This is a genomic window from Acinetobacter piscicola, assembly GCF_015218165.1.
GTDB lineage: Bacteria > Pseudomonadota > Gammaproteobacteria > Pseudomonadales > Moraxellaceae > Acinetobacter > Acinetobacter piscicola_A.
In genome coordinates this window covers 2,169,097-2,195,229 of record NZ_CP048659.1, presented here as the reverse complement: position 1 = coordinate 2,195,229, position 26,133 = coordinate 2,169,097, and the positions used below count along the sequence as shown (strand labels likewise).

General features: G+C 40.7%; 17 protein-coding genes, 2 tRNA genes and 3 rRNA genes. 10 read left to right on the top strand and 12 right to left on the bottom strand.

The genetic code is table 11. The features are described 5' to 3' along the window. Positions 1–40: 40 nt before the first annotated feature. From G0028_RS10745 to rrf, 9 genes are all read left to right on the top strand, one after another. Entirely contained in the window at positions 41–544 is a 504-nt protein-coding gene (locus G0028_RS10745; RefSeq protein ID WP_130075448.1) for a low molecular weight protein-tyrosine-phosphatase, read from the top strand. Between the two features lie 14 nt (positions 545–558). After that, positions 559–1,596: a UDP-N-acetylmuramate dehydrogenase gene (murB, locus tag G0028_RS10740; protein ID WP_180046172.1), complete on the top strand. Its 1,038-nt coding sequence runs from the start codon at positions 559–561 to the stop codon at positions 1,594–1,596. Between the two features lie 4 nt (positions 1,597–1,600). Next, positions 1,601–2,725 carry a YdcF family protein gene (locus tag G0028_RS10735; RefSeq protein ID WP_130075452.1) on the top strand — a complete coding sequence of 375 codons (1,125 nt, stop codon included), beginning with the start codon at positions 1,601–1,603 and terminating at the stop codon, positions 2,723–2,725. Beyond that, positions 2,725–3,753, top strand: coding sequence for an alpha/beta hydrolase (locus G0028_RS10730; protein WP_180046174.1), 1,029 nt, complete (start codon positions 2,725–2,727; stop codon positions 3,751–3,753). Before G0028_RS10735 ends, G0028_RS10730 begins: the two co-directional genes overlap by 1 nt. Before the next feature lie 486 nt (positions 3,754–4,239). Continuing rightward, positions 4,240–5,776, top strand: a 16S ribosomal RNA gene (locus G0028_RS10725). Positions 5,777–5,835: 59 nt separating this feature from the next. Next, positions 5,836–5,912, top strand: a tRNA-Ile gene (locus tag G0028_RS10720). Between the two features lie 74 nt (positions 5,913–5,986). Further along, positions 5,987–6,062, top strand: a tRNA-Ala gene (locus tag G0028_RS10715). Positions 6,063–6,466: 404 nt separating this feature from the next. After that, positions 6,467–9,359: ribosomal RNA gene (locus G0028_RS10710) — 23S ribosomal RNA — on the top strand. A 161-nt stretch (positions 9,360–9,520) separates the two neighbouring features. Then, positions 9,521–9,635 (top strand): 5S ribosomal RNA (gene rrf, locus G0028_RS10705). Together the 16S, 23S and 5S rRNA genes with 2 tRNA genes alongside form the textbook arrangement of a ribosomal RNA operon. Positions 9,636–10,272: 637 nt before the next feature. Here the strand turns inward: rrf and pcaD are convergent. From pcaD to G0028_RS10670, 7 genes are all read right to left on the bottom strand, one after another. After that, positions 10,273–11,052 carry a 3-oxoadipate enol-lactonase gene (pcaD, locus tag G0028_RS10700; RefSeq protein WP_180045772.1) on the bottom strand — a complete coding sequence of 260 codons (780 nt, stop codon included), beginning with the start codon at positions 11,050–11,052 and terminating at the stop codon, positions 10,273–10,275. 63 nt (positions 11,053–11,115) lie between these two features. Beyond that, positions 11,116–12,318: a 3-oxoadipyl-CoA thiolase gene (gene pcaF / locus G0028_RS10695; RefSeq protein WP_180045770.1), complete on the bottom strand. Its 1,203-nt coding sequence runs from the start codon at positions 12,316–12,318 to the stop codon at positions 11,116–11,118. A gap of 133 nt (positions 12,319–12,451) precedes the next feature. Then, positions 12,452–13,102 (bottom strand): 3-oxoacid CoA-transferase subunit B, encoded by a 651-nt coding sequence (locus G0028_RS10690; RefSeq protein ID WP_174492519.1) that lies wholly within the window; start codon positions 13,100–13,102, stop codon positions 12,452–12,454. A gap of 2 nt (positions 13,103–13,104) precedes the next feature. Continuing rightward, entirely contained in the window at positions 13,105–13,794 is a 690-nt protein-coding gene (locus tag G0028_RS10685; RefSeq protein WP_174492520.1) for a 3-oxoacid CoA-transferase subunit A, read from the bottom strand. A gap of 130 nt (positions 13,795–13,924) precedes the next feature. Beyond that, positions 13,925–14,845 carry a catechol 1,2-dioxygenase gene (gene catA, locus G0028_RS10680; protein WP_130073353.1) on the bottom strand — a complete coding sequence of 307 codons (921 nt, stop codon included), beginning with the start codon at positions 14,843–14,845 and terminating at the stop codon, positions 13,925–13,927. 115 nt (positions 14,846–14,960) lie between these two features. Further along, the gene (gene catC, locus G0028_RS10675) at positions 14,961–15,251 is read right to left on the bottom strand and encodes a muconolactone Delta-isomerase (protein WP_130073354.1); all 291 of its coding nucleotides are present in this window, start codon (positions 15,249–15,251) and stop codon (positions 14,961–14,963) included. A 14-nt stretch (positions 15,252–15,265) separates the two neighbouring features. Beyond that, positions 15,266–16,375 carry a muconate/chloromuconate family cycloisomerase gene (locus G0028_RS10670; protein WP_130073355.1) on the bottom strand — a complete coding sequence of 370 codons (1,110 nt, stop codon included), beginning with the start codon at positions 16,373–16,375 and terminating at the stop codon, positions 15,266–15,268. 118 nt (positions 16,376–16,493) lie between these two features. On the opposite strand from G0028_RS10670, the gene catM reads away from it, so the two are divergent. Beyond that, a complete protein-coding gene (catM, locus tag G0028_RS10665) occupies positions 16,494–17,414 on the top strand; it encodes a cis,cis-muconate-binding transcription regulator CatM (RefSeq protein ID WP_130073356.1) in 921 nt (306 codons plus the stop codon). A gap of 126 nt (positions 17,415–17,540) precedes the next feature. On the opposite strand, the gene G0028_RS10660 is transcribed toward catM, so the two are convergent. From G0028_RS10660 to dnaE, 5 genes are all read right to left on the bottom strand, one after another. Beyond that, the gene (locus tag G0028_RS10660; protein ID WP_180045768.1) at positions 17,541–19,547 is read right to left on the bottom strand and encodes an alpha/beta fold hydrolase; all 2,007 of its coding nucleotides are present in this window, start codon (positions 19,545–19,547) and stop codon (positions 17,541–17,543) included. 135 nt (positions 19,548–19,682) lie between these two features. Then, entirely contained in the window at positions 19,683–20,612 is a 930-nt protein-coding gene (locus tag G0028_RS10655; protein ID WP_130073358.1) for an ABUW_2363 family tetratricopeptide repeat lipoprotein, read from the bottom strand. 205 nt (positions 20,613–20,817) lie between these two features. Then, a complete protein-coding gene (cysE, locus tag G0028_RS10650; RefSeq protein ID WP_180045766.1) occupies positions 20,818–21,618 on the bottom strand; it encodes a serine O-acetyltransferase in 801 nt (266 codons plus the stop codon). Beyond that, the gene (locus G0028_RS10645; RefSeq protein ID WP_180045764.1) at positions 21,618–22,454 is read right to left on the bottom strand and encodes an RNA methyltransferase; all 837 of its coding nucleotides are present in this window, start codon (positions 22,452–22,454) and stop codon (positions 21,618–21,620) included. The genes cysE and G0028_RS10645 overlap by 1 nt, the downstream gene beginning before the upstream one ends. A gap of 34 nt (positions 22,455–22,488) precedes the next feature. Then, on the bottom strand, positions 22,489–26,061 hold the full coding sequence (gene dnaE / locus G0028_RS10640) for a DNA polymerase III subunit alpha (RefSeq protein ID WP_180045762.1): 3,573 nt from the start codon (positions 26,059–26,061) through the stop codon (positions 22,489–22,491). Positions 26,062–26,133 lie beyond the last annotated feature (72 nt).

Genomic DNA, 26,133 nt, shown 5'->3' with positions numbered 1-26,133 from the left:
ACATAAGCCCTGAAAAAATAAATGATCAATTGAGGTTGTTATGTCATCCAAAACGCCATACAAGGTGTTATGTGTGTGTTTAGGAAATATTTGCCGTTCTCCAACTGCTGAGGTTGTGTTGCGACATTATTGTGATGAGCATCAACTCAATATTCAAGTTGATTCAGCAGGAACAAGTAATTATCACCCTAATAAAGCACCTGATGAACGTAGCCAAAAACATGCGAAAGCACGCGGATATGATTTATCCGCATTACGCGCGCGTCAGTTGCAACAAAATGATTTTTATGAATTTGATTTGATTTTAGCAATGGATTTAGAAAACTTAAAAAATATCTTAAATTTAAAACATGAAGCTGAGCAAAATCTTCAAGGACATCAAGTTCGTGCTGCAGTTGCACTTATGAGCGAACATGATCCGAACTACCTTCAACAAGCATTACCCGATCCTTATTATGGGGGTGCAGAGGGTTTTGAGCGCGTGCTTGATCAGTGTGAATCAAGTAGCCAAGCATGGGTCGAACATTTTAAACGTCAAGCGTAACACTAAGGTTTTGTATGAATATTCAAAAAAACGTTTCTCTAAAAGAATTTAATACATTACGTTTAGATGCAGTAGCGTCACATTATGTGAAAGTTCAATCCAAACAAGTATTGACTGAAGCGCTTGCTTATGCAAAAACACAACATTTAAATGTATTGATTTTATCGGGTGGTAGCAACATGTTACTGCCACAAAATATTCATGCACTTGTCATGCATATGGAGATTCAAGGCATTGAGTTTTTATCCGAAGATGATCATACACAGACTTTAAAAGTCGGTGCGGGACAGGTGTGGCATGATTTTGTATTGTGGACGACCACGCAAAAGTTATATGGTTTACAAAACCTTGCCTTAATTCCAGGGCTTGTAGGTGCGGCACCTGTACAAAATATTGGTGCTTATGGGGTTGAGGCAGGTGAGTTTATTGAATCTGTTGAGGTCTATGATCGTCAGCAGCAACAGTTTAAATTGATCGATGCTGAGGATTGCGATTTTTCTTACCGTCATAGTATTTTTAAGGATGAGCCAAACCGTTATGTCATTGTAGGCGTCATTTTTAAACTGTTAAAACAAGCAGATTTAAAAATCAATTATGGTGATTTGAAAACGGCAATGCAGGATGATCTTTCTGCGGAAAATTTACAAAAACAGGTGATTCATATTCGTCAAAGTAAATTGCCCGATCCTCAAGAATTTCCAAATGTAGGTAGTTTTTTTAAAAATCCGATTATTTCAAAAGATCAATTATCACAATTAATTGTAGAATTCCCTAATATTCCACATTATCCTCAAGCAAATGAACAGGTTAAAATTGCTGCGGGTTGGTTAATTGATCAAACAGGTTGGAAAGGTAAAAAACTGAATCAAGTAGGAATGTTTGAGAAACAAGCACTTGTTTTGGTCAACTATGCTGATGCAACTTTGCAGGATATACAAGCGACATATCGTGCAGTACAGCAGGATGTTTACAATAAATTTAATGTGTTACTTGAGCCAGAACCTGTATTGTTTAATACATTAGGTTTAATTCAGTCTCATTTAGGTAAATAAAAAAATGAAAAAACAGCATTGGATGGTCAAAACAGTACGATGGATTGCAATCCTATTCGTCTTTTTGGCTGCTCTAATGGTTTTTTGGTATACGCCGTTCTATTCCAATATGATGGTGAAATTACTTAATACTTTTGTGCCTGTAGAGGTTAATCAGTTGGCAGCACAAAGCCAACAAAATGCTGCATTGTCTGAGTCGGAAAATTTAGAACCAGGTTCACAACTTTGGATAGCTCGACAAGCCTATTTAAAATTGATGGAACAGGAAATTAATAGTCAAGATGCACAAGGTCTAAGCACTTTGCAGCTTAGATATAAAGCCTTGCAAGAAAAAATTATCGAAAAACAAAAAGAAAAACAGGAAAATGAAGATAAACCCGTTATTCCTTTACTTATAGAACAAGCTGCTTCTGATGTGCAGCACGATGAAAGTACAACAGTCAAAGCTTTACTGGATTTAAACAATGAAAATAATAAAGTATTGATGGATCAATACTTAAAATTTTTGAAAATGCATCATGTCAAAGAAGAACATGTGAAAAGTGAATTGGCAAGTTCTGCCGTTCAAGCAGATATTGAAAGTTTACAAAATCAAAATACTGTTAAAAGCAAGGTGACCAATCAACCTTATGCCATCGTTGTTTTAGGTGGCGGATTAACGCTAGATAAAAATCAAAAAGATATTATCGTCAATGCCTATACCCGTTTAAGATTAGAAACGACTGTGGCTTTAGAAAAAAAAGTTAAATTACCGATTGTACTCAGTGGTGTAGAAGCACCTTATATGCAAGCGTGGCTTAAAGAACGTGGTGTAGATGCTAATCTACTTGAAAATAGAAGTATGAATACCTGTGAAAATACCCGCTTTAGCTCATTACTTTTACAAAAGAAAGGTGGTGCACCCACCGTATTATTGATTACTGACCGTTATCATATGCCAAGAACACGTCGATTATTTGCTTTAAATGGTATTGAAACCATTCCTATTGAAGCACCTATGCCAACGCCATTGACCGACTGGCAACCTAGTCAACAAAATTATAATCACAGCCGCCGTGCCAATTATGAAACATTAGCAACAATTCGAGATGTTTTATTTGGTTCAAGCGGTTGTCGTGAGGTGCCATAATGCCAGACATCCCATTTTTAAATCCAACCATTCTAAAACAGCTCGATTTACCTGTTCCAAATCGAGAGCAAACACCACAACTTTTAGAAGCATTAAATTTAAATAAAGCTTATCAGCCTTCAAGAGAAATCCAAGCTTATCGCCGTTTATATGGTTTAGATCAATTACAAGGGCAGCATTGGCAAGGTTTTATTGAAATGCCATTATTTAAATTACATGTACAGGTTTTTCAACCGAATGTTGAAAAAATAAAAGGCACAGTGTTTTTATTGCATGGTTATCTTGAACATAGTGGTATTTATCAGCCAATTATTCAAGAAATTTTAGAACAGGGCTTTAGCGTACTAACCTATGATTTACCTGGGCATGGTTTAAGTAATGGTTCACCTGCCAATATTGAAAATTTTGACCATTATCAACAGGTATTACAGGCGGTATATCAATACGTTAAAAATGCAGATCAACTTGCTAAACCGTGGGTCGGTATTGGGCAAAGTACAGGTGCAGCAATTTTAATGCATCATTTACTTGACTATGCACAGCGCCGTGAAAACCCAATTGTTGAGCGTGTTTTATTATTATCACCGCTTATTCGCCCAGCAAAATCGGCATGGTGGCATAACTCAGTCGGGCTAGGCATTATTCGTAGAATTAAACGCGAAGTGCCTCGACACTTTAGACGTAACAACCACAATCCTGAATTTTTAAGATTTGTACGTTTAAAAGACCCTTTACAGCCACGTATGATGGGAATGGATTGGATCTTAGCGATGTCTAAATGGATGCAGGAAATGGAAAATCGTCCTGCGTGTCGTATTCCCGTTTGGCTTGCTCAAGGTGCGCAAGATCAAACAGTAGACTGGCGTTATAATATCGAATTTATTCGTCATAAATTTAGATTACAGACTTTGCTCATGTTAGAAGAAGGTTCACATCAACTTATTAATGAACGTGCAGATATTCGTGCAGCTTTAACAGGATTAATTCCTGCTTTCTTACATGCGCACTCTGTTGGTTCATATTACTAAACCTAAATTTAGAAAAATAAAATGATATTTTGAGTCTAAAATATAGAAAATTTGCTCAAAATGACTAAAAAAAGATCACTTGATGCATAAAATTAAAAAACTTTAAAAAAAGGGGTTGCGTCGTATCTGAAATACTGTAGAATGCACATCCATTGGCGGTGATGAAGATTAAAACTTCTGATAAAACAATGACTTGGTTGAATTGATTAAGTTGGGTTTTAGAAGGAAGGATTAAAAATAATTTTCATTACATGTTGACTTTCTAAAGATAGAGAGTAATATAGCCGACCTAGCTTGATGCTGACGAAGCATTAAGAAGATCATTAAGAGAATATGAAGAACAACTTGTGTGGATTTTTACTGGTTGATTGATCGAAATTATTTTCATTGATTGATGGTAGAAATTACTCGAAGTTTATTTGAGAAATTAATGTCAGAAAATTGATGAGCCAGATTTGGTGTTTAGAATAAAACACTATTGATTTTAAACTGAAGAGTTTGATCATGGCTCAGATTGAACGCTGGCGGCAGGCTTAACACATGCAAGTCGAGCGGGGAAAGGTAGCTTGCTACTGGACCTAGCGGCGGACGGGTGAGTAATACTTAGGAATCTGCCTATTAGTGGGGGACAACGTTTCGAAAGGGACGCTAATACCGCATACGCCCTACGGGGGAAAGCAGGGGATCATTTGACCTTGCGCTAATAGATGAGCCTAAGTCGGATTAGCTAGTTGGTGGGGTAAAGGCCTACCAAGGCGACGATCTGTAGCGGGTCTGAGAGGATGATCCGCCACACTGGGACTGAGACACGGCCCAGACTCCTACGGGAGGCAGCAGTGGGGAATATTGGACAATGGGGGGAACCCTGATCCAGCCATGCCGCGTGTGTGAAGAAGGCCTTATGGTTGTAAAGCACTTTAAGCGAGGAGGAGGCTACTTTGGTTAATACCTAAAGATAGTGGACGTTACTCGCAGAATAAGCACCGGCTAACTCTGTGCCAGCAGCCGCGGTAATACAGAGGGTGCGAGCGTTAATCGGATTTACTGGGCGTAAAGCGTACGTAGGCGGCTTTTTAAGTCGGATGTGAAATCCCTGAGCTTAACTTAGGAATTGCATTCGATACTGGGGAGCTAGAGTATGGGAGAGGATGGTAGAATTCCAGGTGTAGCGGTGAAATGCGTAGAGATCTGGAGGAATACCGATGGCGAAGGCAGCCATCTGGCCTAATACTGACGCTGAGGTACGAAAGCATGGGGAGCAAACAGGATTAGATACCCTGGTAGTCCATGCCGTAAACGATGTCTACTAGCCGTTGGGGCCTTTGAGGCTTTAGTGGCGCAGCTAACGCGATAAGTAGACCGCCTGGGGAGTACGGTCGCAAGACTAAAACTCAAATGAATTGACGGGGGCCCGCACAAGCGGTGGAGCATGTGGTTTAATTCGATGCAACGCGAAGAACCTTACCTGGTCTTGACATAGTAAGAACTTTCCAGAGATGGATTGGTGCCTTCGGGAACTTACATACAGGTGCTGCATGGCTGTCGTCAGCTCGTGTCGTGAGATGTTGGGTTAAGTCCCGCAACGAGCGCAACCCTTTTCCTTATTTGCCAGCACTTCGGGTGGGAACTTTAAGGATACTGCCAGTGACAAACTGGAGGAAGGCGGGGACGACGTCAAGTCATCATGGCCCTTACGACCAGGGCTACACACGTGCTACAATGGTCGGTACAAAGGGTTGCTACCTAGCGATAGGATGCTAATCTCAAAAAGCCGATCGTAGTCCGGATTGGAGTCTGCAACTCGACTCCATGAAGTCGGAATCGCTAGTAATCGCGGATCAGAATGCCGCGGTGAATACGTTCCCGGGCCTTGTACACACCGCCCGTCACACCATGGGAGTTTGTTGCACCAGAAGTAGGTAGTCTAACCGCAAGGAGGACGCTTACCACGGTGTGGCCGACGACTGGGGTGAAGTCGTAACAAGGTAGCCGTAGGGGAACCTGCGGCTGGATCACCTCCTTAACGAAAGATTGACGATCGGTAAGAATCCACAACAAGTTGTTCTTCATTGAAGTATCTGAGGGTCTGTAGCTCAGTTGGTTAGAGCACACGCTTGATAAGCGTGGGGTCACAAGTTCAAGTCTTGTCAGACCCACCATTCTGACGAACACATTATTTAATTGAAAAATTAAATATTGAGTACAGGGAATTAGATATTTTAGATCTTAAGCTGGGGACTTAGCTTAGTTGGTAGAGCGCCTGCTTTGCACGCAGGAGGTCAGGAGTTCGACTCTCCTAGTCTCCACCACATTCTTACGGAATGTTAACTAGCTAATAAACAAGCAAATAAAATGATAGCTTATAGAGCTTAGTGATAAAGAAGCGTATAATACGCTGCATTGTTATTAAGCTCTGTGATTTATCACAGTTGACTGCGATCTGACGAAGACGTAGTGAATCATTAACAGAATATATTTGAGTTGAAATAAATTGTTCATACTCATTGAAATCAAAAACGAAGAAGCAATTCTAAGTTTGAGAGATTGATGAGTAACTAGCGATAAAACTGAATCAAGCGTTTTGGTATATGAATTTAGATTGAAGCTGTACGGTGCTTAAGTGCACAAGACGCCAACTGTATGATTGACTGAGTAATTGGTTGATCTGTTGCTCATCCTACTTGTAGGGATGAACGACTGTTTGGGGTTGTATAGTCAAGTAATTAAGTGCATGTGGTGGATGCCTTGGCAGTCAGAGGCGATGAAAGACGTAATAGCCTGCGATAAGCTTCGGGGAGGCGGCAAATATCCTGTGATCCGGAGATTTCTGAATGGGGAAACCCACTTACCATAAGGTAGGTATCGTATGATGAATACATAGTCATACGAGGCGAACGAGGGGAAGTGAAACATCTCAGTACCCTTAGGAAAAGAAATCAATTGAGATTCCCTCAGTAGCGGCGAGCGAACGGGGATCAGCCCATTAAGTTATATGTGTTTTAGCGGAACGCTCTGGGAAGTGCGACCGTAGAGGGTGATAGTCCCGTACACGAAAGGGCACATATAATGATGACGAGTAGGGCGAGGCACGTGAAACCTTGTCTGAATATGGGGGGACCATCCTCCAAGGCTAAATACTCCTGACTGACCGATAGTGAACCAGTACCGTGAGGGAAAGGCGAAAAGAACCCCTGTGAGGGGAGTGAAATAGATCCTGAAACCGCATGCATACAAGCAGTGGGAGCCGACTTGTTCGGTGACTGCGTACCTTTTGTATAATGGGTCAGCGACTTATATTCAGTAGCAAGGTTAACCGTATAGGGGAGCCGTAGAGAAATCGAGTCTTAATAGGGCGTATAGTTGCTGGGTATAGACCCGAAACCGGGTGATCTATCCATGAGCAGGTTGAAGGTTGGGTAACACTAACTGGAGGACCGAACCCACTGTCGTTGAAAAGCCAGGGGATGACTTGTGGATAGGGGTGAAAGGCTAATCAAACTCGGTGATAGCTGGTTCTCCCCGAAAGCTATTTAGGTAGCGCCTCGGACGAATACCATTGGGGGTAGAGCACTGTTTCGGCTAGGGGGTCATCCCGACTTACCAAACCGATGCAAACTCCGAATACCAATGAGTACTATCCGGGAGACAGACTGCGGGTGCTAACGTCCGTAGTCAAGAGGAAAACAATCCAGACCGCCAGCTAAGGTCCCAAAATCTATATTAAGTGGGAAACGATGTGGGAAGGCATAGACAGCTAGGAGGTTGGCTTAGAAGCAGCCACCCTTTAAAGAAAGCGTAATAGCTCACTAGTCGAGTCGGCCTGCGCGGAAGATGTAACGGGGCTAAAATATAGTACCGAAGCTGCGGATGTATACTATGTATACGTGGTAGGGGAGCGTTCTGTAAGCCGATGAAGGTGGATTGAGAAGTCTGCTGGAGGTATCAGAAGTGCGAATGCTGACGTGAGTAACGACAAAACGGGTGAAAAACCCGTTCGCTGAAAGACCAAGGGTTCCAGTCCAACGTTAATCGGGGCTGGGTGAGTCGACCCCTAAGGCGAGGCCGAGAGGCGTAGTCGATGGGAAATTGGTTAATATTCCAATACTTCTGTGTAATGCGATGAGAGGACGGAGAAGGTTAAGTCAGCCTGGCGTTGGTTGTCCAGGTGAAAGGTTGTAGGCATGTATCTTAGGCAAATCCGGGGTACTCTATGCTGAGAACTGATAGCAAGCTGTACTTGTACAGTAAAGTGGCTGATACCATACTTCCAAGAAAAGTCTCTAAGCTTCAGTTACACAGGAATCGTACCCGAAACCGACACAGGTGGTCAGGTCGAGTAGACCAAAGCGCTTGAGAGAACTCTGCTGAAGGAACTAGGCAAAATGGTACCGTAACTTCGGGAGAAGGTACGCTGCTTTTGGTGATGGAACTTGCTTCCTGAGCTGAGAGCAGCCACAGAAACTAGGCCCCTGCAACTGTTTATTAAAAACATAGCACTCTGCAAACACGAAAGTGGACGTATAGGGTGTGATGCCTGCCCGGTGCTGGAAGGTTAATTGATGGGGTTAGCGTAAGCGAAGCTCTTGATCGAAGCCCCAGTAAACGGCGGCCGTAACTATAACGGTCCTAAGGTAGCGAAATTCCTTGTCGGGTAAGTTCCGACCTGCACGAATGGCATAATGATGGGGGCGCTGTCTCCAGCAGAGGCTCAGTGAAATCGAAATCGCCGTGAAGATGCGGTGTACCCGCGGCTAGACGGAAAGACCCCGTGAACCTTTACTGCAGCTTGACATTGAACTTTGATCTTACTTGTGTAGGATAGGTGGGAGGCTTTGAAACCGAGACGCTAGTTTCGGTGGAGCCAATCTTGAAATACCACCCTGGTAATATTGAGGTTCTAACTCTGTCCCGTGATCCGGGACGAGGACCATGTCTGGTGGGTAGTTTGACTGGGGCGGTCTCCTCCTAAAGAGTAACGGAGGAGTACGAAGGTGCGCTCAGCGTGGTCGGAAATCACGCGTAGAGTATAAAGGCAAAAGCGCGCTTAACTGCGAGACCCACAAGTCGAGCAGGTACGAAAGTAGGTCTTAGTGATCCGGTGGTTCTGTATGGAAGGGCCATCGCTCAACGGATAAAAGGTACTCTGGGGATAACAGGCTGATACCGCCCAAGAGTTCATATCGACGGCGGTGTTTGGCACCTCGATGTCGGCTCATCTCATCCTGGGGCTGAAGCAGGTCCCAAGGGTATGGCTGTTCGCCATTTAAAGAGGTACGCGAGCTGGGTTTAGAACGTCGTGAGACAGTTCGGTCCCTATCTACCGTGGGCGCTGGAAATTTGAGAGGATCTGCTCCTAGTACGAGAGGACCAGAGTGGACGAACCTCTGGTGTACCGGTTGTGACGCCAGTCGCATCGCCGGGTAGCTATGTTCGGAAGGGATAACCGCTGAAAGCATCTAAGCGGGAAGCCTACCTCAAGATAAGATTTCCCTAGGACTTTATGTCCTCTAAAGAGCCGTTGAAGACTACGACGTTGATAGGTTGGATGTGGAAGTGCAGCGATGCATGAAGCTGACCAATACTAATTGCTCGTGAGGCTTGACTATACAACACCCAAACAGTTGTATGTTTCAATGAATTCAAAGCAAAATGCTTGATTTAGTTCAAAAGCTAGTTACAATAGCAACTCAAATTATCCTGTTAATAACTCATTTGGTTGAAAGCCGTGGCATCTAAATAAGACCATAGCGAGTATCCATAACAGTTTGCTGGCGACAATAGCAAGAGTGAACCACCTGATCCCTTCCCGAACTCAGAAGTGAAACCTCTTAGCGCTGATGGTAGTGTGGGATTACCCATGTGAGAGTAAGTCATCGCCAGCTTTTAAATTTAAACACCCCCAACTGTAAGGTTGGGGGTGTTTTTTTATGGCGGGTGGGAAAGTTTTAGACTAATTAGAATATAATGAATATTAAATAGCCATCAATAACAGAAACAGGTGATAAAAATTATGCTAAAAATTATTTTAATTGAAATATTTTTTAAATCTTCCTAAGTCCTTAAAATAAATTAGATATAAAAAAGAAACCCCATCATCCTGATGGGGTTCTTTCATATTAGTGAGTTAGATCTGACTCCTGTCGAATCTCACATTCCTGGTGCTCAGACTGTTTATTGTTGTTTTGTGTCTGGGAAACGTCCTGTTCCCTATGTTTATAGAATATGAAATTCATGCTTCTCCGAAAAGCTGCAATTTGCACCACTAACTGTAAGCATTTTCTTACATCGTCATATTATAAGTTTCCACTAAAAAAGCAGATCCTATGATCTGCTCTTTGTTTTCTTCTTGGTCTATTAAATCTTAGAAATGTGCATCTAAGCCTGTATAATCATTGAGTTTAAATTTTAGATTAGGTTTGTCCTGTTTCTCATTTGATATTCATCATAAAGTAGATGCAATATAGAAATATTGCTATTGCACCTTGGGTAAAGACAGAACCAAGACCTTATTATTATCCTTTACAGAGAGATAAAGTTTTTTACCGCCTGAGTAAACTCATTTGGACATTCAATATTTGATATATGTGATGCATTAATTTCAAATAATTCGCTATTTGGGATGCGATCAATCATATATTGACCATCTGTAATTGTGGTTACAGGGTCTTGCTGACCTGCAATCACAAGTATTGGAACTGTAATATTTTTCAATTCTTCACGTAAATCTGCTTTAGCCAAAGCTTCGCAACAACTTGCATAACCTTCTGCGCTGCCAGCTGCTAAGTCGTTACTTAAAGATTGTACAGTTGCGGCTTGGCTTTGGATAAAGCTTTCCGTAAACCATCTTGATGCCGCAGTTGCAGCAATGGTTTGCAGACCTTGTTGGCGTACTAAAGCAGCACGCTCATTCCATGCTTGTTCTTGTCCAATTTTTGCTGCGGTATTACACACAATAATATGATTAAAACGTTCTGGCTTATAAATAGCCAGCCATTGACCTGTTAAACCACCCATTGAAATGCCACAGAAATTTGCTTTTTCAACCTTTAAATGGTCAAGTAAATTTACCACATCTTGTCCAAGTTGTTCAATTTGATATGGCCCTTGAGGTGCAGAAGAGGCACCGTGTCCACGGGTATCATAGCAAATAACAAAAAAATCATTTTGTAATGCATCAATTTGTGGTTGCCACATGGTGTATTTTGTACCCAATGAATTGGAAAAAATAATCGCAGGGTTGCTTGCATCACCAAAAGTTTGGTAATTGATTTGGGCATCATTCGATGTAAAAGTTGGCATTTGAATTCCTAAATCTTTATTTTAAGTTCCTCCCTTTTTTAAAGGGAGGTTAGGAGGGATTCCTTAAACTCTTTCAATAATCAAAGCAATGCCTTGACCCACACCGATACACATTGAGCACAGGGCATATTTGCCACCTGTTGCTTCAAGCTGATTTAGTGCTGTGATCACCAAACGTGCACCTGATGCACCGAGTGGATGACCCAAAGCAATCGCACCACCATTTGGATTGACTTTCTCTGAACCATCAGCAAGACCTAGGTCACGCGTCACAGCCAATGCTTGTGCTGCAAAAGCTTCGTTTAGTTCAATCACATCCATTTGCTCAAGGCTTAAACCTGTTTGAGACAATAGTTTTTTGATCGCAGGTGCAGGACCAAAGCCCATAATGCGTGGCTCAACACCGACTGTTGTTGCACCAATCACTTTGGCACGGGCTTTTAAACCATAAGTTGCAACGGCTTCATCAGAAGCGATGAGCAATGCTGCTGCACCATCGTTAATGCCTGAAGCATTGCCTGCAGTCACTGTACCTTCGGCTTTCACTACAGGTTTTAACTTGGTTAACGCTTCAATCGTGGTTGCACGAGGATGTTCATCTTTTGCAACAACAATAGCATCACCTTTGCGCTGTGGAATGGTCACAGGAATAATTTCTTTGTCGAAGAAACCTTTTGCCTGTGCAGCCGCAGTACGTTGTTGACTGGTCAAAGCAAACTGATCCTGATCGGCACGGCTAATGTTGAATTGCTCAGCCACGTTTTCCGCAGTCTGTGGCATGGTTTCAACACCATACATTTCTTTCAGTTTTGGATTGATAAAACGCCAACCCATCGTCGTGTCTTCAAGCTTTTGTGCACGACCATAAGCAGATTCAGATTTACCCATCACAAATGGCGCACGTGACATACTTTCGACACCACCTGCAAGAATCAAATCTGCTTCACCTGCTTTAATCGCACGTGCTGCCATTGCCACAGCATCCAGTGATGAACCGCATAAACGGTTGATTGTGGTTGCAGGCACTTGATATGGCACACCTGCCAATAGTGCAGACATACGACCGACGTTACGGTTGTCTTCACCTGCTTGGTTGGCACAACCATAAATCACATCATCGACTTTTTCCCAGTTCACAGATGGATTACGTTCAATTAAAGCTTTAATTGGTAATGCACCTAAGTCATCTGTACGTACAGGTGCAAGTCCACCTGCATAGCGACCGAAAGGTGTACGGATGGCATCAATAATATATGCGTTTTTCATTTTTAAATCCTTTACCTCCCTTAATCCCTCCTGAAATGAGGGAGACTTTCCAATGAAAAATAAATATTTATTGGTCAAAGTTCCCCTTTGAAAAAGGGGGATTTAGGGGGATTCTGTATATTTCTAAAGTGCCTTAAGCAGTCGCATCAATCAATTTTGCACCTGTCATCGACTGCAATTCTTCAAATGAAAGACCTTCCACTTTTTCAATCACTTTCATGCCCTCAGCAGTGACATCAATCACGCAGAGGTCAGTATAAATACGGTCTACACATTTTAAACCTGTGGCAGGATAAGTCAGTTCAGCCACAATTTTAGGCTCGCCTTTTTTGGTCACATGATCGGTGGTGATAAATACTTTTTTCGCACCAACGGCTAAGTCCATGGCACCGCCAACCGCAGGAATCGCATCAGGTGCGCCTGTGTGCCAGTTTGCTAAATCACCATTTTCAGCAATTTGGAAAGCACCGAGTACCGCGATGTCTAAGTGACCACCACGCATCATGGCAAAGGAGTCACCATGATGGAAGAAACAACCCCCCGTCAGCATGGTGACAAATTCTTTACCGGCATTAATTAGTTCAGGATCACGATCTTCTTCAGCAGGTGGTGGACCAAAAGCCAAAAGACCATTTTCAGAATGTAAAAATACATCTTTGTCAGAGGGTAAATAATTGGAAATCTTCGTCGGTAAACCAATGCCTAAGTTGACATATGCACCATCAGGAATGTCTTGTGCCACACGCTCAGCAATTTGATCACGGCTTAATTTTGTATAACTCATGTTTAATTCTCCGTAACCAATGATTGAGCAGGTTTTACTTGTACAACGTGTTGTACAAAAATACCTGGTGTGATGATATGTTCAGGATCTAAAGCGCCTAGCTCTACAACTTCAGACACTTGTGCAATCGTTACGTCTGCTGCCATTGCCATGATCGGGCCAAAGTTACGTGCAGATTTACGGTACACGAGGTTGCCCCAACGGTCGCCTTGTTGTGCTTTGATGAGGGCAAAATCCGCTTTAATTGGGTTTTCTAAAACGAAATCTTTACCTTCATAGTTTAAGGTCGGTTTGCCTTCAGCAAGCAACGTCCCAAAACCTGTCGGTGTGTAGATTGGACCTAAGCCCATGCCCGCGGCTTGGATACGGCAAGCCAAGTTACCTTGTGGTACAAGTTCTAACTCAATTTTTCCCGCACGATAAAGCTCATCAAATACCCAAGAGTCAGACTGACGAGGGAAAGAGCAAATGATTTTACGGACAGCACCCGCTTTGAGCAGTTTAGCTAGACCATAGTCACCATTGCCTGCATTGTTATTGATAATGACAAGATCTTTCACACCGAGTTCGATCAAGCCATCGATGAGCTCTGCAGGTTGTCCTGCTGTGCCAAATCCACCAATCATGATGGTTGAACCATCCTTGATTTGGGAAAGTGCTTCTTTCAAAGAAGCTGAACTTTTATCAATCATGTGAATAACCTTGTCTACATTTTCATAAATTGCTATGCATAAATATTTTGAATAAATACTTATGCATAAAAAATTATGGTACAGGGAAATACTGTGAAACTAAGCAAGTCTCACAGTATTCAGGTCAGCATTATGCACTTGCACGGCGACGATCAATTTCAGTTGTTGGTGCAGCTTCTTGATCTTTCACAAGTTCTACATTGAATGTGATGTGTTTGAATGCTTTATCTACACCACGACGTGCAATTTCAGCTTCATCTGTCACATCAACAGCCTCTGCAACAAGACCTTCACGTGTAGCGAATGCAAAGTCATCCCAAAGATATTGGTCACCCTCAATATTGAATTGAGTGGTGAGTTTGCGATAACCCGGTGCAGAAACGAAGTAATGAACATGAGAAGGGCGGTTACCATGACGACCAAGCTTGTTAAGTAATGCTTGAGTTGTGCCTTCAGGTGGGCAGCCATAACCGACAGGCATTGTTGTTTGAGCAACATATTGTCCATTGTTGTCTGATAAAATCGTACGACGTAAGTTAAAGTCAGATTGGGATTTATCAAAGAATGAATAGTTCCCTAAGCTGTTAGCATGCCAAATTTCAACTTTAGCACCTTCGATTACACGGCCTTCAGTATCTGTTACAGTGCCCTCGATAAATAAAGTATCAATTTTGTCAGATTCAGAACCGTCATCCATACGAGCAAAACCTACAGATTCAGGTGCCCCTGCAACGTATAAAGGACCCTCAATGGTACGAGGTGTACCGCCTGTGATTCCTGCTTTAGCATCAGCTTCATCGGCACGTAAGTCCAAATAATGCTCTAGACCTAAACCAGCAGCAAGTAAACCTAATTCATTTGCTTGACCTGCGTCAGTCAGATATTCAAGACCTTTCCACAATTCAGTTTGTGAAATATCGAGGTCTTCAATAGCTTGAAAAAGATCAGAAACTAAACGTACAACAATTTGTTGAACACGAGCATCAACAGGACCTGTTGCTGTGTCTACGTTCATTTTTTTTACTAATTGATCGATCTCTTGACGGTTCATACGGATTCTCCTTAAGTATGAAAAGGTTGCTGTGGGGCTGTGCTTGCTAAATGGTTTTGGCTTACGTCCTTGCCCCAACAATCCTTGTTTTATTACTATAAAATGATATTAAAAATCAGGTGTCATCTTCACGAATTGATGAAGGATGACGGTTTAATGCAACAACTTCGATATCCATGTATGGATACAATGGCAAACCTTGTAAAATGTTGTGTAATTCTTCATTACTCTCAACATCAAAAATACTGATATTTGAGTATTGACCTGTAATACGCCAAATATGACGCCATTTCCCTTGTCGTTGCAAATCTTGAGAATATGCTTTTTCAACGGCTTTAATTTCATTGGCTTTTTCAGATGGCATATCTAAAGGGATATTTACATCCATTTTTACTTGGAAAAGCATGACGACTCCTTCAATTATTGACGACGTAGGTTGTCGATTTTGTCTTCATCTAATTCAATACCTAAGCCCAAACCTGTTGGGATTTTGAGCTCAAAATTTTCATATTGAAGTGGTGTTTTTAAAATTTGTTCAGTCAGTAGTAATGGACCAAATAGCTCAGTTCCATATGCTAAATTACTGAATGTTGAAAATACGTGTGCAGACGCAATCGTGCCCACAGGACCTTCAAGCATGGTGCCACCATACAGGTCAATGCCAGCAAGATTTGCAATTTTGGCAACTTCGCAACCTTCAATTAAGCCACCAGATTGGGCGACTTTGACTGCAAAAACAGAAGCTGCATTGCGTTTAGCAAGTTCATAAGCACTTTGTGGACCCATTAAAGATTCATCTGCCATAATGGCGATATCAAACTTACGAGTTAAGCGTTCCATTGCATCAATGTTATTAATGGCACAAGGTTGTTCAATTAAGTCTATGCCACCGTCTTGTAGGAGCTGAATGCCTTTAATCGCACTGAGTTCAGACCAAGCACGGTTGACATCAACACGAATTGAAACGTCATTGCCTAAGGCTTTTTTGATGGCTAAAACATGTTCTACATCTTGTTCGACAGGGCGAGAACCAATTTTGAGTTTGAAAACATTATGACGCTTGCTTTCAACCATTTTTTGCGCTTCAGCGATATCTTTTTCTGTATTACCAGATGCTAATACCCACAATACTGAAATGCTGTCACGTAAACGACCACCCAACACTTCACTTAAAGGCAAACCTAAACGTTGTGCTTGAATATCCAATAACGCAGTTTGAATGGCACATTTTGCAAAACGATTGCCGTTAATATTACGGTTAATGATTTGCATGGTTTGTGCGACATTTAAACCTGCTAAAGTTTTTAATAATGGAGCAAAATAAGTTTCAATATTGGTTTTTACACTTTCAGGGCTTTCTTCGCCATAGCCTAAACCGCCAATTGTGGTTGCCTCTCCCCAACCCACAAAGCCATCATCTGTGCTGACTTTTACCAATACTAGGGTTTGTGTTTGCATTGTTGCAACCGCCATCTTGTGTGGACGGATGGTTGGGATCTCAACAAGCAATGTTTCTATAGATGTATACATTGCAAATATTTCTTAAGTGTTTAACTGTTTATATACCCTAAATTAATGTAATATCTTAAACTAGAGCTAAATTGGTATTTTTAAATACTTAAAAGGTATATAAAGGGAGTTTGATACAATGGAGTTACGTCATTTACGTTATTTTGTGACGGTTGTTGAAGAACAAAGTATTACCAAAGCAGCAGAAAAGCTGTGTATTGCTCAACCGCCCCTAAGTCGCCAAATTCAAAAATTAGAAGAAGAACTTGGTATCTTGTTATTTGAACGTGGTTCACGCCCTGTGAAAACCACCGAAGCAGGACAGTTTTTTTACCAACATGCTGTACAGATTCTTACGCATACAGCACAAGCCACCTCAATGGCAAAACGCATTAGTTCGGTCAATAAAGTGGTGCGGATTGGCTATGTGAGTTCATTGTTATATGCGTTATTGCCACAAATTATTTATTTATTTCGACAAAAAAATCCTGATACAGAAGTGGAATTGATCGAATGCGGTACCAAAGATCAGATTGAGGCACTTAAACTTGGGAAAATTGATATTGGATTTGGACGTTTAAGAATCAGTGATCCTGCGGTAAAACGTATTTTGATGCGTAGAGAAAAATTATGGGTTGCAGTACATAAAAACCATTTTCTTGCACAACATATTGATAGAGGTGTGTATTTATCTGAGATTAGCAATGAGCTGATTTTTTCTTATCCTGCATCACAAAAACCAAACTTTTCAACTTTAATTCAGTCGATTTTTACTGAGCTTGCCTTAGTGCCTAAAAATATGCAGGAAGTACGTGAAATTCATCTTGCTTTAGGTTTAGTTTCATCGGGTGAAGGTATTTGTTTAATTCCGCAAAGTGCGAGTGAAATCGGGATGCGAAATTTGGTTTATATTCCAATCTTAGACTTAGAAGCTTATAGTCCGATTTCCATGTCAATCCGAAATATGGACCAAAGTGCTTATATTCCAAAGATTTTGGATTGTGTAAAAGAAGTGTTTGAAGCTGAAAATATGACTTTGTTAATGGATGTGGATGAGTAGTTTTTGCAGTTTTACACGTGTTTCACAAATGTAAAATGCAAATAAACAGTTATAAGGGTTTCTTTTATAAATGAAAATGAGTTGTATATAAATTAATAGCCCACATGTTGTGGGCTATTATGTGCTTTATTCAGGTTTATACAAGCCGAGCTGTACAAGGTGTTGACGTAAAATACGTCTCAGTTCTAATACTGCTTCAGGTGTTTCTTGGATCGAATGTCCACCTTTAATAATTTTTTCAGATGCAGCGCCATCTAAATGTGCACTCTGATAAGGGACAATACCATCTGTCATGAGCTTTTCATCTGTGGTATCGGAGTTATTGCCCATAATGGAATGAAAAATCATACCTTGTTTAGGCATGACATTTTTAGTGAGTTTGGTAAATTTGGAATTATGACTTAAATCACTAGGACCATTTTGAATCAATCCATCGCCAACTTCATTCACAAAATTTTTCATATTTAGATTTTGATCTGTCACAGAGTCGGCTAAAGCACCTAAAAAAGCACCTGGGAGCTTAATAATTTTTCGTGCTGCCAATGTAAACCAACGATCTGCAAAAGCTGTACCTCGATGTGGTGCAGAGAGAAAAATTGCACGATCAAAGTTAGGTACAGGTTTAATGATTAGACGTGCCTTGAAAACATCATCATCTTTAAAACGATCAAATTTACGATTATTCAACATTTTTAACGCAGGTTGAGTTAAATCGGCATCACTGACCAATAAACGTGCGATGATGCCGCCCATACTATGACCAATCAAGACAGCATCCTTCGCCGCTGATGTATCTTGACCAATATAGTCAAAAGTTTGATTAATAATGGCATTAATTTGGTAGCGACTTTCTAAAATTGGCATATTGGTTGAATAAAAAACTTGCCAAACTTGATAATGCTCACGTAGAACCTGATCTCCCATAATATCGTTGGTTAAACGAATCCAAGCCTCAGGACTGCTGGCTAAACCATGTACCAATACAATCACTTTTTTCTTTGGATTGAAGGGTTCTAACATGTATAAATGGGGCATGGTCAAACGTTGATCACGGTCAATCAAAGTTAAATATGCTGCAGCACCCAGATTATTTTCTGCTAACCATAGACCATAAGGTGCAGAGAAGTTTGCAGCGAGTGGATAGTCTTTATCTGCGACTTTAATATTTTCAATTAAATAAGGATCATAAATTTTTAAACTAAAATTAGGATTATGTAAAATATCGTTTACGCTGTTGCCTGATTTTGGCTGTGCGGTAATACTAACCGATAAATAACGAGGATCATGAATATTGGGATTAATGCCATTTTGATAATGGTGATGTAATGGATCGACGATGTATTTATTTTCCTCAGCACGTTCAGAATCATCTAAAACTGCAACAAACTCAGCACCGAAACCATCTCTACGGTTCAGAGAGCGTAAACCTGAAAAGTTTAAGTTATAACTCGAAAGAAGGTTTTGAATCTTTTCGGTATTGAGCTGCGGATAATGACTATAGTCAATGCTATAAATACTTTTGCCAATTTTAATTTCTTTAGGAACGGATTTACCTTCGCTACGTAGACCATAGGTGGTAATCATTTTTGCTAAAGCTTGGTTATAAAAGTCTCGAATTTGAACTTGTCTGTTGTCAAAAATACGATCTTGTGGTTGACGTTTAGTTTCAAATAAATAGGCATAACTATAACGAATACTTTTGTCGAGCATGTCTAATTGTTGGTCTAAACAATTGTTATAGTTGGTTTTATTGATTTTTTGTTTTTCTTCTGATTGATGTTTAGACAGGGTGCTGACCTTACAACTTGAAGAATCATTTAAAGCGATTGCTTTGGCAAGATAAATTTCACTTGCAGTTGATAATAATTGCTCATCTTGAATCTGTGGAATTTTTTCCAAGTCTTGTACACACTGATCAGGTTGGTCTGTGCATTTTTTCGCCTCACTACCTGTCATTGACAGTACATTGAGGCTCGCTTCACTCATTTTATTGCGTGTCAGGATACTGTCACGTTCATTGGCAATGGTGACATTGACTTTTTGGCTTTTCACACTAACAACTTGACAGCCACTTAGCAGTAAAGGCGCCATCGCAGTAAGGACTAGCAGTATATTTTTTTTACTGTGCTGCATAAGTATCCTCGATACACATTACATTTAGCGAAATCATACGATATTGCATAGAAAATTCAATTTTTTTTGCAAAAAAATAGGCTGACTCGGATCAACCTACTTTTATATGATGAAATAGTGAGAAATACTGCGTAATTATTTAGATTGGGCAGGATTTTTCAAAATTTGCCATACGTTGTAACGACCTTCTTTTTCGACTTCTTGTACTAAACGGTCAACCACATCAGCTTCTTCTGGATATTTTGTTTTATAATTTTTTAAGGTTTGAATGGCATTTTTTTTCTGATCCATCCATAAATAATTGTTGGTGGCAGATAAATAAGCTTCTTGTACCTCAGATTTCATTGCATTGTTTAAATATGGCATCGCTTCTTTTTGACCGCCACCTTCAGACAATGAGAAACCGAACCATAAGTTGGCTTCTTGGTCATCTTTGTTAATTTTTAAAATGCGTTGTGCATAGTCTAAAGACTTGGTGGTATAAGATGAACCTAAATCTAAGTTACGTCCCATAACACTGGCTTTAAATGCACGAATAAGAATATCGAACGAGGCATTCGGATTTGCAGCAAGAGTGTCTAATTGGGTTGATACTTCTTTAAGTTTGCTTTCAAAACCACGGCGTTCTTGACGGTCAGTAAATTGTGGTGGATAGTGGCGTGCTTTACCTTCTACCATTTGTAAAAAATCATCAATATTGGTGATGTCTATTTCATCTTGACCTGCAATTACCGCATATTTCATTGCGCGTTGCGTACTGTTGACTGTAGGCACGATCAATTTATTGGTATCTAAAATAATTTTAGCATTTAGATTATTTGGGTCAGGCACTTCCATTTTTTGTACAGGTGCTGCAGCAGCTTTTTGTAATTCAATTTCAAAAACAGGAGGTTGGTTATAATTAAATGGATTAAGTGCGTAAAATGGTGGCGAAATTTCAGGTTCAGTGTAGACGATTGGTTCATTATTGACGACTTGATTTTGAGTTTTGTTTATCGTAGTCGTTGAGCAAGCTGCAAGTAATGAAGCTGAAAAAAGAGCGACTGCTAGAGGCTTAATCGTCATATTTATCTTCCAAAGATTTGTTGTATAAGTCAAAAATTAAGTATATGTAGCAGTCTAAGAAAACTTATTTAAACATGCAACGCTTAAAGCTTAAAGTTTTAAAATTTATACAGAAAGCAAACGTGTTTAACGCAATTATTGTTATTTTTTTGTAGATTCAATAACATGAAGAGGGGAGTGCCTAGATCAACTAGGCACTTTGACGCTATTTACTTTGTGCTTCACACTCACGGCGTACATCTTCAATAATTTTTAGTTCTTCTTCACTAAAAGGCGTTTCTTTGGCTTGTTGTTGATTAAACGTCGGGTCAAGCAATGATAAACGATGACATAAATTATTCATTCGCATTTCATTTTGTTGAATACGTTCAAGTAAAACACGCATACCATCAAGCATTGGATCAGATTGATCTTGTGTTGCTGCATAGGGTTGAAAACCAATACTTTCTGCATAATCACGACGTTGTTTTTCTTGCTCGTTGTGATTTTCTTTATCTTTGAAAATTAAACGGGCAGCACTGCCGACAGCCGTTGCACCTTCAGGAATGGCTTTTGTTACAACGGCATTGGAACCCACTTTAGCATTTTTACCGACAGTGAAGGGACCTAAAATTTTTGCACCTGCACCGACAACAACACCGTCTTCTAAAGTCGGGTGGCGTTTGCCTTTATTCCATGTTGTACCACCCAAAGTTACGCCATGATACAAAGTGACATCATCACCAATTTCAGCCGTTTCTCCAATCACCACACCCATACCGTGGTCAATGAAAAAGCGTTTACCAATTTTTGCACCAGGATGAATTTCAATGCCTGTGGCAAAACGACTAAAAGAGGACAATATGCGTGCTGAGGTTTTACACTCTTTTTTCCATAGTTCATGGGCAACACGATGCATAATGAGTGCATGAATCCCTGGATAAGTGGTTAAAACTTCAAATGTATTGCGTGCGGCAGGATCACGCGCAAACACAGCTTGGATATCTTCTTTGAGCTGTTTCAGCATTAGTTTTGATCCTCTTTGGGTTTTGAACTTTTCCATGTGCCATTATTCAAGGCTTGAACTCGGCTAAAAATGCCTCGAAGTAAATGATATTCCATTTTATCTAATTGTATACGTCCAAATAAACGGCGCAAGCGTAATGGTAATAATCTTGGATTTTGAGGATCCATAAACTCAATTTCTGCCAACATTTTTTCAATATGTGGGTAGAATTGTTCCATTTGTTCATGTGTTACAAGTGGTTCATCCCAATGCATGTCTTCAGAATCAGTGACATGCATAACAGCTTGATCGTCATGCTGTTTATCTGCAAAAGCTAAAGTAGCCATACGCATTTCGTAACAGAGTACTTGAATGGCCTGTGCAACATTGAGGACGCCATAGTCACTATTTACAGGAATAGTCACATGATAATTTGCTAAAGCCAATTCTTCGTTGGTGAGCCCTCGATCTTCGCGACCAAAGACAATGGCAATTTCTTGTTGATCATGAATCACGGCTTGCATCGATTTTTCTGCAGCAGGGCGCGCATCAAGCAGTGGCCAAGGAATGGTACGGCTGCGTGCACTGGTACCAAAAACCAAATGGCAGTCTTTGATAGCATCTTCTAAAGTTTCAACAATTTCAATCTGCTCGATCAGATCTGTTGCACCTGCGGCAAGTGCATCAATATCGGGGTGTGGATAGGTCTTTGGTGCAACCAGCACCAATTTAGATAAGCCCATCGTTTTCATTGCACGTAAAGCACTACCAATATTTGCAGGTAAAGTGGTATTAACCATGACAATACGCACATGGCTTAAATGCTGTGAAATAGCAGCATTATCAATAATATCCATGATATTTCCAAAATTTAGCTTGAATGAGAGGATCTTAAGAAAATTGATTGACTTCAGCGTTATACACATCCATTGCATCATCCATGCTCATATTCTCTGGCGGAGGAGCAACTTGGGTGGGTTGTGCAAGTTCACGATGATCTACAGATTTGGCTGCTTTAGATTTCACTTGATAGTGCACATGAATACTTTCTTTACCAAAATATTCACGTAGCTTAAACAGCAGATCATCTAAAGGCGCAACTTTCCATTGCGCACCCAAATGCAGATCTGCACTGGCATAGTCATAATCAATTTGAATTTGGAATGGGATATGCTGACACATATCAACATGACAAAATGGGAGAAGAATTTTTTGTAAATCAGATGCTAAGGTTTTACTGATAACTTCAGGATTTAATTGAATCGAGATCGCATTGGCTCGTTTTTGGCGAATTTCATTGAGACTAAATGCTTTGGTTAGACGTCCCATTGGGCGGTCAAAACCTTCACGTTCATAAATTTCACCTTCGATGACCACGACTTTTTCATTTTGTAAAATGTCTTTAAAACGTTGGAAACGTTCGTGATTTGCAGAGACTTCGATCCGTGCTGTGCCATCATCTAAGGTGATCATCATACGGTTCGGGAAGTTAGCCACATCCACAACTAATCCTGCAAATACAGTCGTTACCCCACGGCGTGTAGGTGTCAATTCATTGATGCGTTGTGAAATAAAGGCTTTTAACTCAGGACGATAAACATCAATAGGGTGACCTGTTAAATACAAGCCTAAAGTATCTTTTTCACCTTTTAAACGGACTTCATCTGACCATGGTTTTACAGGTTTTGCAGGTTTACGCTGAACTTCTTCAACTTCACCAAATAAATCCATAATCCCTGTTTCACGGTTAGAACGCGCTTGTTCTGCGGCTTGGACAGCTTCAGGCAGTTGCGCCATGATGGTTGAACGTTCCATGTCTAAACAGTCTAAAGCACCTGCACGAATGAGTGCTTCAAGGGTACGTTTATTGATTTTTTTCAGGTCAATACGATGACAGAAATCGAATAAATCTTTATAAGGACCGTCTTGCTCGCGTGAGTCAATGACCGATTGCATGGCTTGTTCACCCACACCTTTGATGGCACCTAGACCGTAAATTATGGTTTTTTCATCACTGGCATGGAAATGATAGAATGACATATTAATCGAGGGTGGTAATACCTCTAAACCATTAATTCGGCAGTCATCAATTAAAAATACAATATTGTCAGTATTTTGCATTTCTGAAGACATGACGGCAGCTAAGAACTCAGAAGGGTAATGAGCTTTGAGCCATGCCGTTTGATAAGCCACTAAAGCATATGCTGCCGCATGGGATTTGTTAAAACCATAACCTGCGAATTTTTCCATATAGTCGAAAATATGGTTGGCAGTTTTTTCATCAATGTCTTTTTTAGCAGCACCTTCAATAAAGGTCGCACGCTGCTTGACCATTTCTTCGACTTTCTTTTTCCCCATGGCACGGCGTAGTAAATCTGCACCACCAAGGGTATAGCCTGCACAAAATTGTGCAGCTTGCATAACTTGTTCTTGATACACCATGATGCCGTAAGTCGGTTCGAGCACGCTTTCCAGCAAAGGATGTAAATATTCAAACTCACCACCATGCATACGGTGAATAAAGTCAGGAATCAGATCCATTGGACCAGGACGGTACAAAGATACAAAGGCAATAATTTCCTCGAACTTACTTGGGCGTGCTTCTTTCAGCATTTTTTTCATGCCCACGGATTCAAATTGGAAGACCGCCGTGGTGTTGGCTTCTGCAAAAATTAAATAAGCATCTTTATCGTCTAAAGGAATATGTGCAATATCTAAAGGTGTTTCTGACTGAACACGTTTATTGATATTTTGAACAGCATCCTCAATTACGGTTAAATTTCGTAGACCCAAGAAGTCAAATTTAACCAAGCCTGCGGCTTCTACATCATCTTTGTCGAACTGTGCAACACGGTTTGTTCCATCATCATCACATAAAACAGCGGAATAATCGGTAATTTTGGTAGGTGCAATTACCACACCACCTGCATGTTTTCCTGTATTACGCGTAATACCTTCAAGTTTGAGTGCCATTTCCCAAATTTCAGCAGCATCTTCATTGTCTGGATTTGATGGATTGGTGACAATATCTTTGAGTTGTGGTTCAGCTTCGAGTGACTCTTCCAAACTTAAGCCTAAAGGTTTGGTTGGAATCATTTTTGAAATACGGTCCGCCAAACCATAGGATTTACCTAAGACACGCGCCACATCTCGAATTGCACCTTTTGCGGCCATGGTACCGAATGTTGCGATTTGTGAAACAGCATCACGCCCATAGTGACGTGCCACATAGTCAATGACTTTGTCTCGACCTGCGATACAGAAATCGACATCGAAATCGGGCATAGAAACACGTTCAGGGTTTAAGAAACGTTCAAATAGTAGGTCATAACGAAGCGGGTCTAAGTCCGTAATTTTTAAACTATATGCAACCAATGAGCCTGCACCTGAACCACGACCTGGACCAACGGGAACGCCGTTATTTTTTGACCATTGGATAAAGTCCATGACGATGAGGAAGTAACCTGGGAATCCCATCTTATTAATAATGCCAAGCTCATAGGCAAGACGCTCATCATACGGTTTACGGATTTCAGCCCAGTCTTCATCACGTTTTTCAACGGGATATAAAACCGCAAGACGTTCTTCTAAGCCTTCTTCAGACAAATGCTCAAAGAAGGTATCAATGGTATGACCTTCAGGAATCGGATAATCAGGTAAGTCATGGAAACCTAAACGTAAAGAAACCGTACAACGTTTAGCAATCTCTACGGTATTTTGAATCGCACTTGGAATATCTGAAAAGAGTTCAACCATTTCCGCAGCGGTTTTAAAATACTGCTGTGGACTATAATTTTTTGGACGTTTATCGTCACCTAAAACATAACCGTCAGCAATACATACACGTGCTTCATGTGCTTCAAAATCTTCAGATTTAATAAAATGTACATCATTGTGTGCAACCACACCGATATTATATTTACACGCTAATTTAACTGCTTCTTGGTTAAATTCTTCTTCTCTTGGACGATCAGTACGGGTGAGTGCAAGATAAACACGATTGCCAAATTTTTCGATCCATTCTTCAAGTAAAGGCTCAGCTTTTTGAGGATTAGAGGAGATGAGCATTTGTCCCACATCGCTGTGTAAACCTAGCAGAACAATAATGTCTTGTTGTTGTTCTAAAATCCATTCTTTTTGAATACATGGGATGGACAGTTGTTGCCCCTCAATAAAGCCACGCGACACAATTTCAGTGAGTCCACGCCATCCTTTTTTAGTCATTGCAAGCAATGTAGCTTTATGATGAGCATCGTTGAGACGAATGGTACTGCCGAAAATAGGTTTAATACCTTTGCCTAAACACTTATTATAAAATTTGACAGCGGCATGTAAATTAGAGAGATCTGTGATTGCAAGAGCAGGCATTTCATCCTTTGCAGCAGCCGAAATCAGATCAGGTATACGTACAATCGATTCTGTAATCGAAAACTCTGTATGAATACCAAGATGAACAAACTGCATAGATGAATCCCTTTTATAACAGCCGATGATTTTACCACGCTTCATTTAGATATGCAGACGAAAGTTGATTGA

What these genes read in the sequence shown, in the direction of transcription:
- G0028_RS10745 (WP_130075448.1), top strand. Translation starts at nt 41, where the DNA reads ATGTCATCCAAAACGCCATACAAGGTGTTATGTGTGTGTTTAGGAAAT.
- murB (WP_180046172.1), top strand. Translation starts at nt 559, where the DNA reads ATGAATATTCAAAAAAACGTTTCTCTAAAAGAATTTAATACATTACGT.
- G0028_RS10735 (WP_130075452.1), top strand. Translation starts at nt 1,601, where the DNA reads ATGAAAAAACAGCATTGGATGGTCAAAACAGTACGATGGATTGCAATC.
- G0028_RS10730 (WP_180046174.1), top strand. Translation starts at nt 2,725, where the DNA reads ATGCCAGACATCCCATTTTTAAATCCAACCATTCTAAAACAGCTCGAT.
- pcaD (WP_180045772.1), bottom strand. Translation starts at nt 11,052, where the DNA reads ATGCCAACTTTTACATCGAATGATGCCCAAATCAATTACCAAACTTTT.
- pcaF (WP_180045770.1), bottom strand. Translation starts at nt 12,318, where the DNA reads ATGAAAAACGCATATATTATTGATGCCATCCGTACACCTTTCGGTCGC.
- G0028_RS10690 (WP_174492519.1), bottom strand. Translation starts at nt 13,102, where the DNA reads ATGAGTTATACAAAATTAAGCCGTGATCAAATTGCTGAGCGTGTGGCA.
- G0028_RS10685 (WP_174492520.1), bottom strand. Translation starts at nt 13,794, where the DNA reads ATGATTGATAAAAGTTCAGCTTCTTTGAAAGAAGCACTTTCCCAAATC.
- catA (WP_130073353.1), bottom strand. Translation starts at nt 14,845, where the DNA reads ATGAACCGTCAAGAGATCGATCAATTAGTAAAAAAAATGAACGTAGAC.
- catC (WP_130073354.1), bottom strand. Translation starts at nt 15,251, where the DNA reads ATGCTTTTCCAAGTAAAAATGGATGTAAATATCCCTTTAGATATGCCA.
- G0028_RS10670 (WP_130073355.1), bottom strand. Translation starts at nt 16,375, where the DNA reads ATGTATACATCTATAGAAACATTGCTTGTTGAGATCCCAACCATCCGT.
- catM (WP_130073356.1), top strand. Translation starts at nt 16,494, where the DNA reads ATGGAGTTACGTCATTTACGTTATTTTGTGACGGTTGTTGAAGAACAA.
- G0028_RS10660 (WP_180045768.1), bottom strand. Translation starts at nt 19,547, where the DNA reads ATGCAGCACAGTAAAAAAAATATACTGCTAGTCCTTACTGCGATGGCG.
- G0028_RS10655 (WP_130073358.1), bottom strand. Translation starts at nt 20,612, where the DNA reads ATGACGATTAAGCCTCTAGCAGTCGCTCTTTTTTCAGCTTCATTACTT.
- cysE (WP_180045766.1), bottom strand. Translation starts at nt 21,618, where the DNA reads ATGCTGAAACAGCTCAAAGAAGATATCCAAGCTGTGTTTGCGCGTGAT.
- G0028_RS10645 (WP_180045764.1), bottom strand. Translation starts at nt 22,454, where the DNA reads ATGGATATTATTGATAATGCTGCTATTTCACAGCATTTAAGCCATGTG.
- dnaE (WP_180045762.1), bottom strand. Translation starts at nt 26,061, where the DNA reads ATGCAGTTTGTTCATCTTGGTATTCATACAGAGTTTTCGATTACAGAA.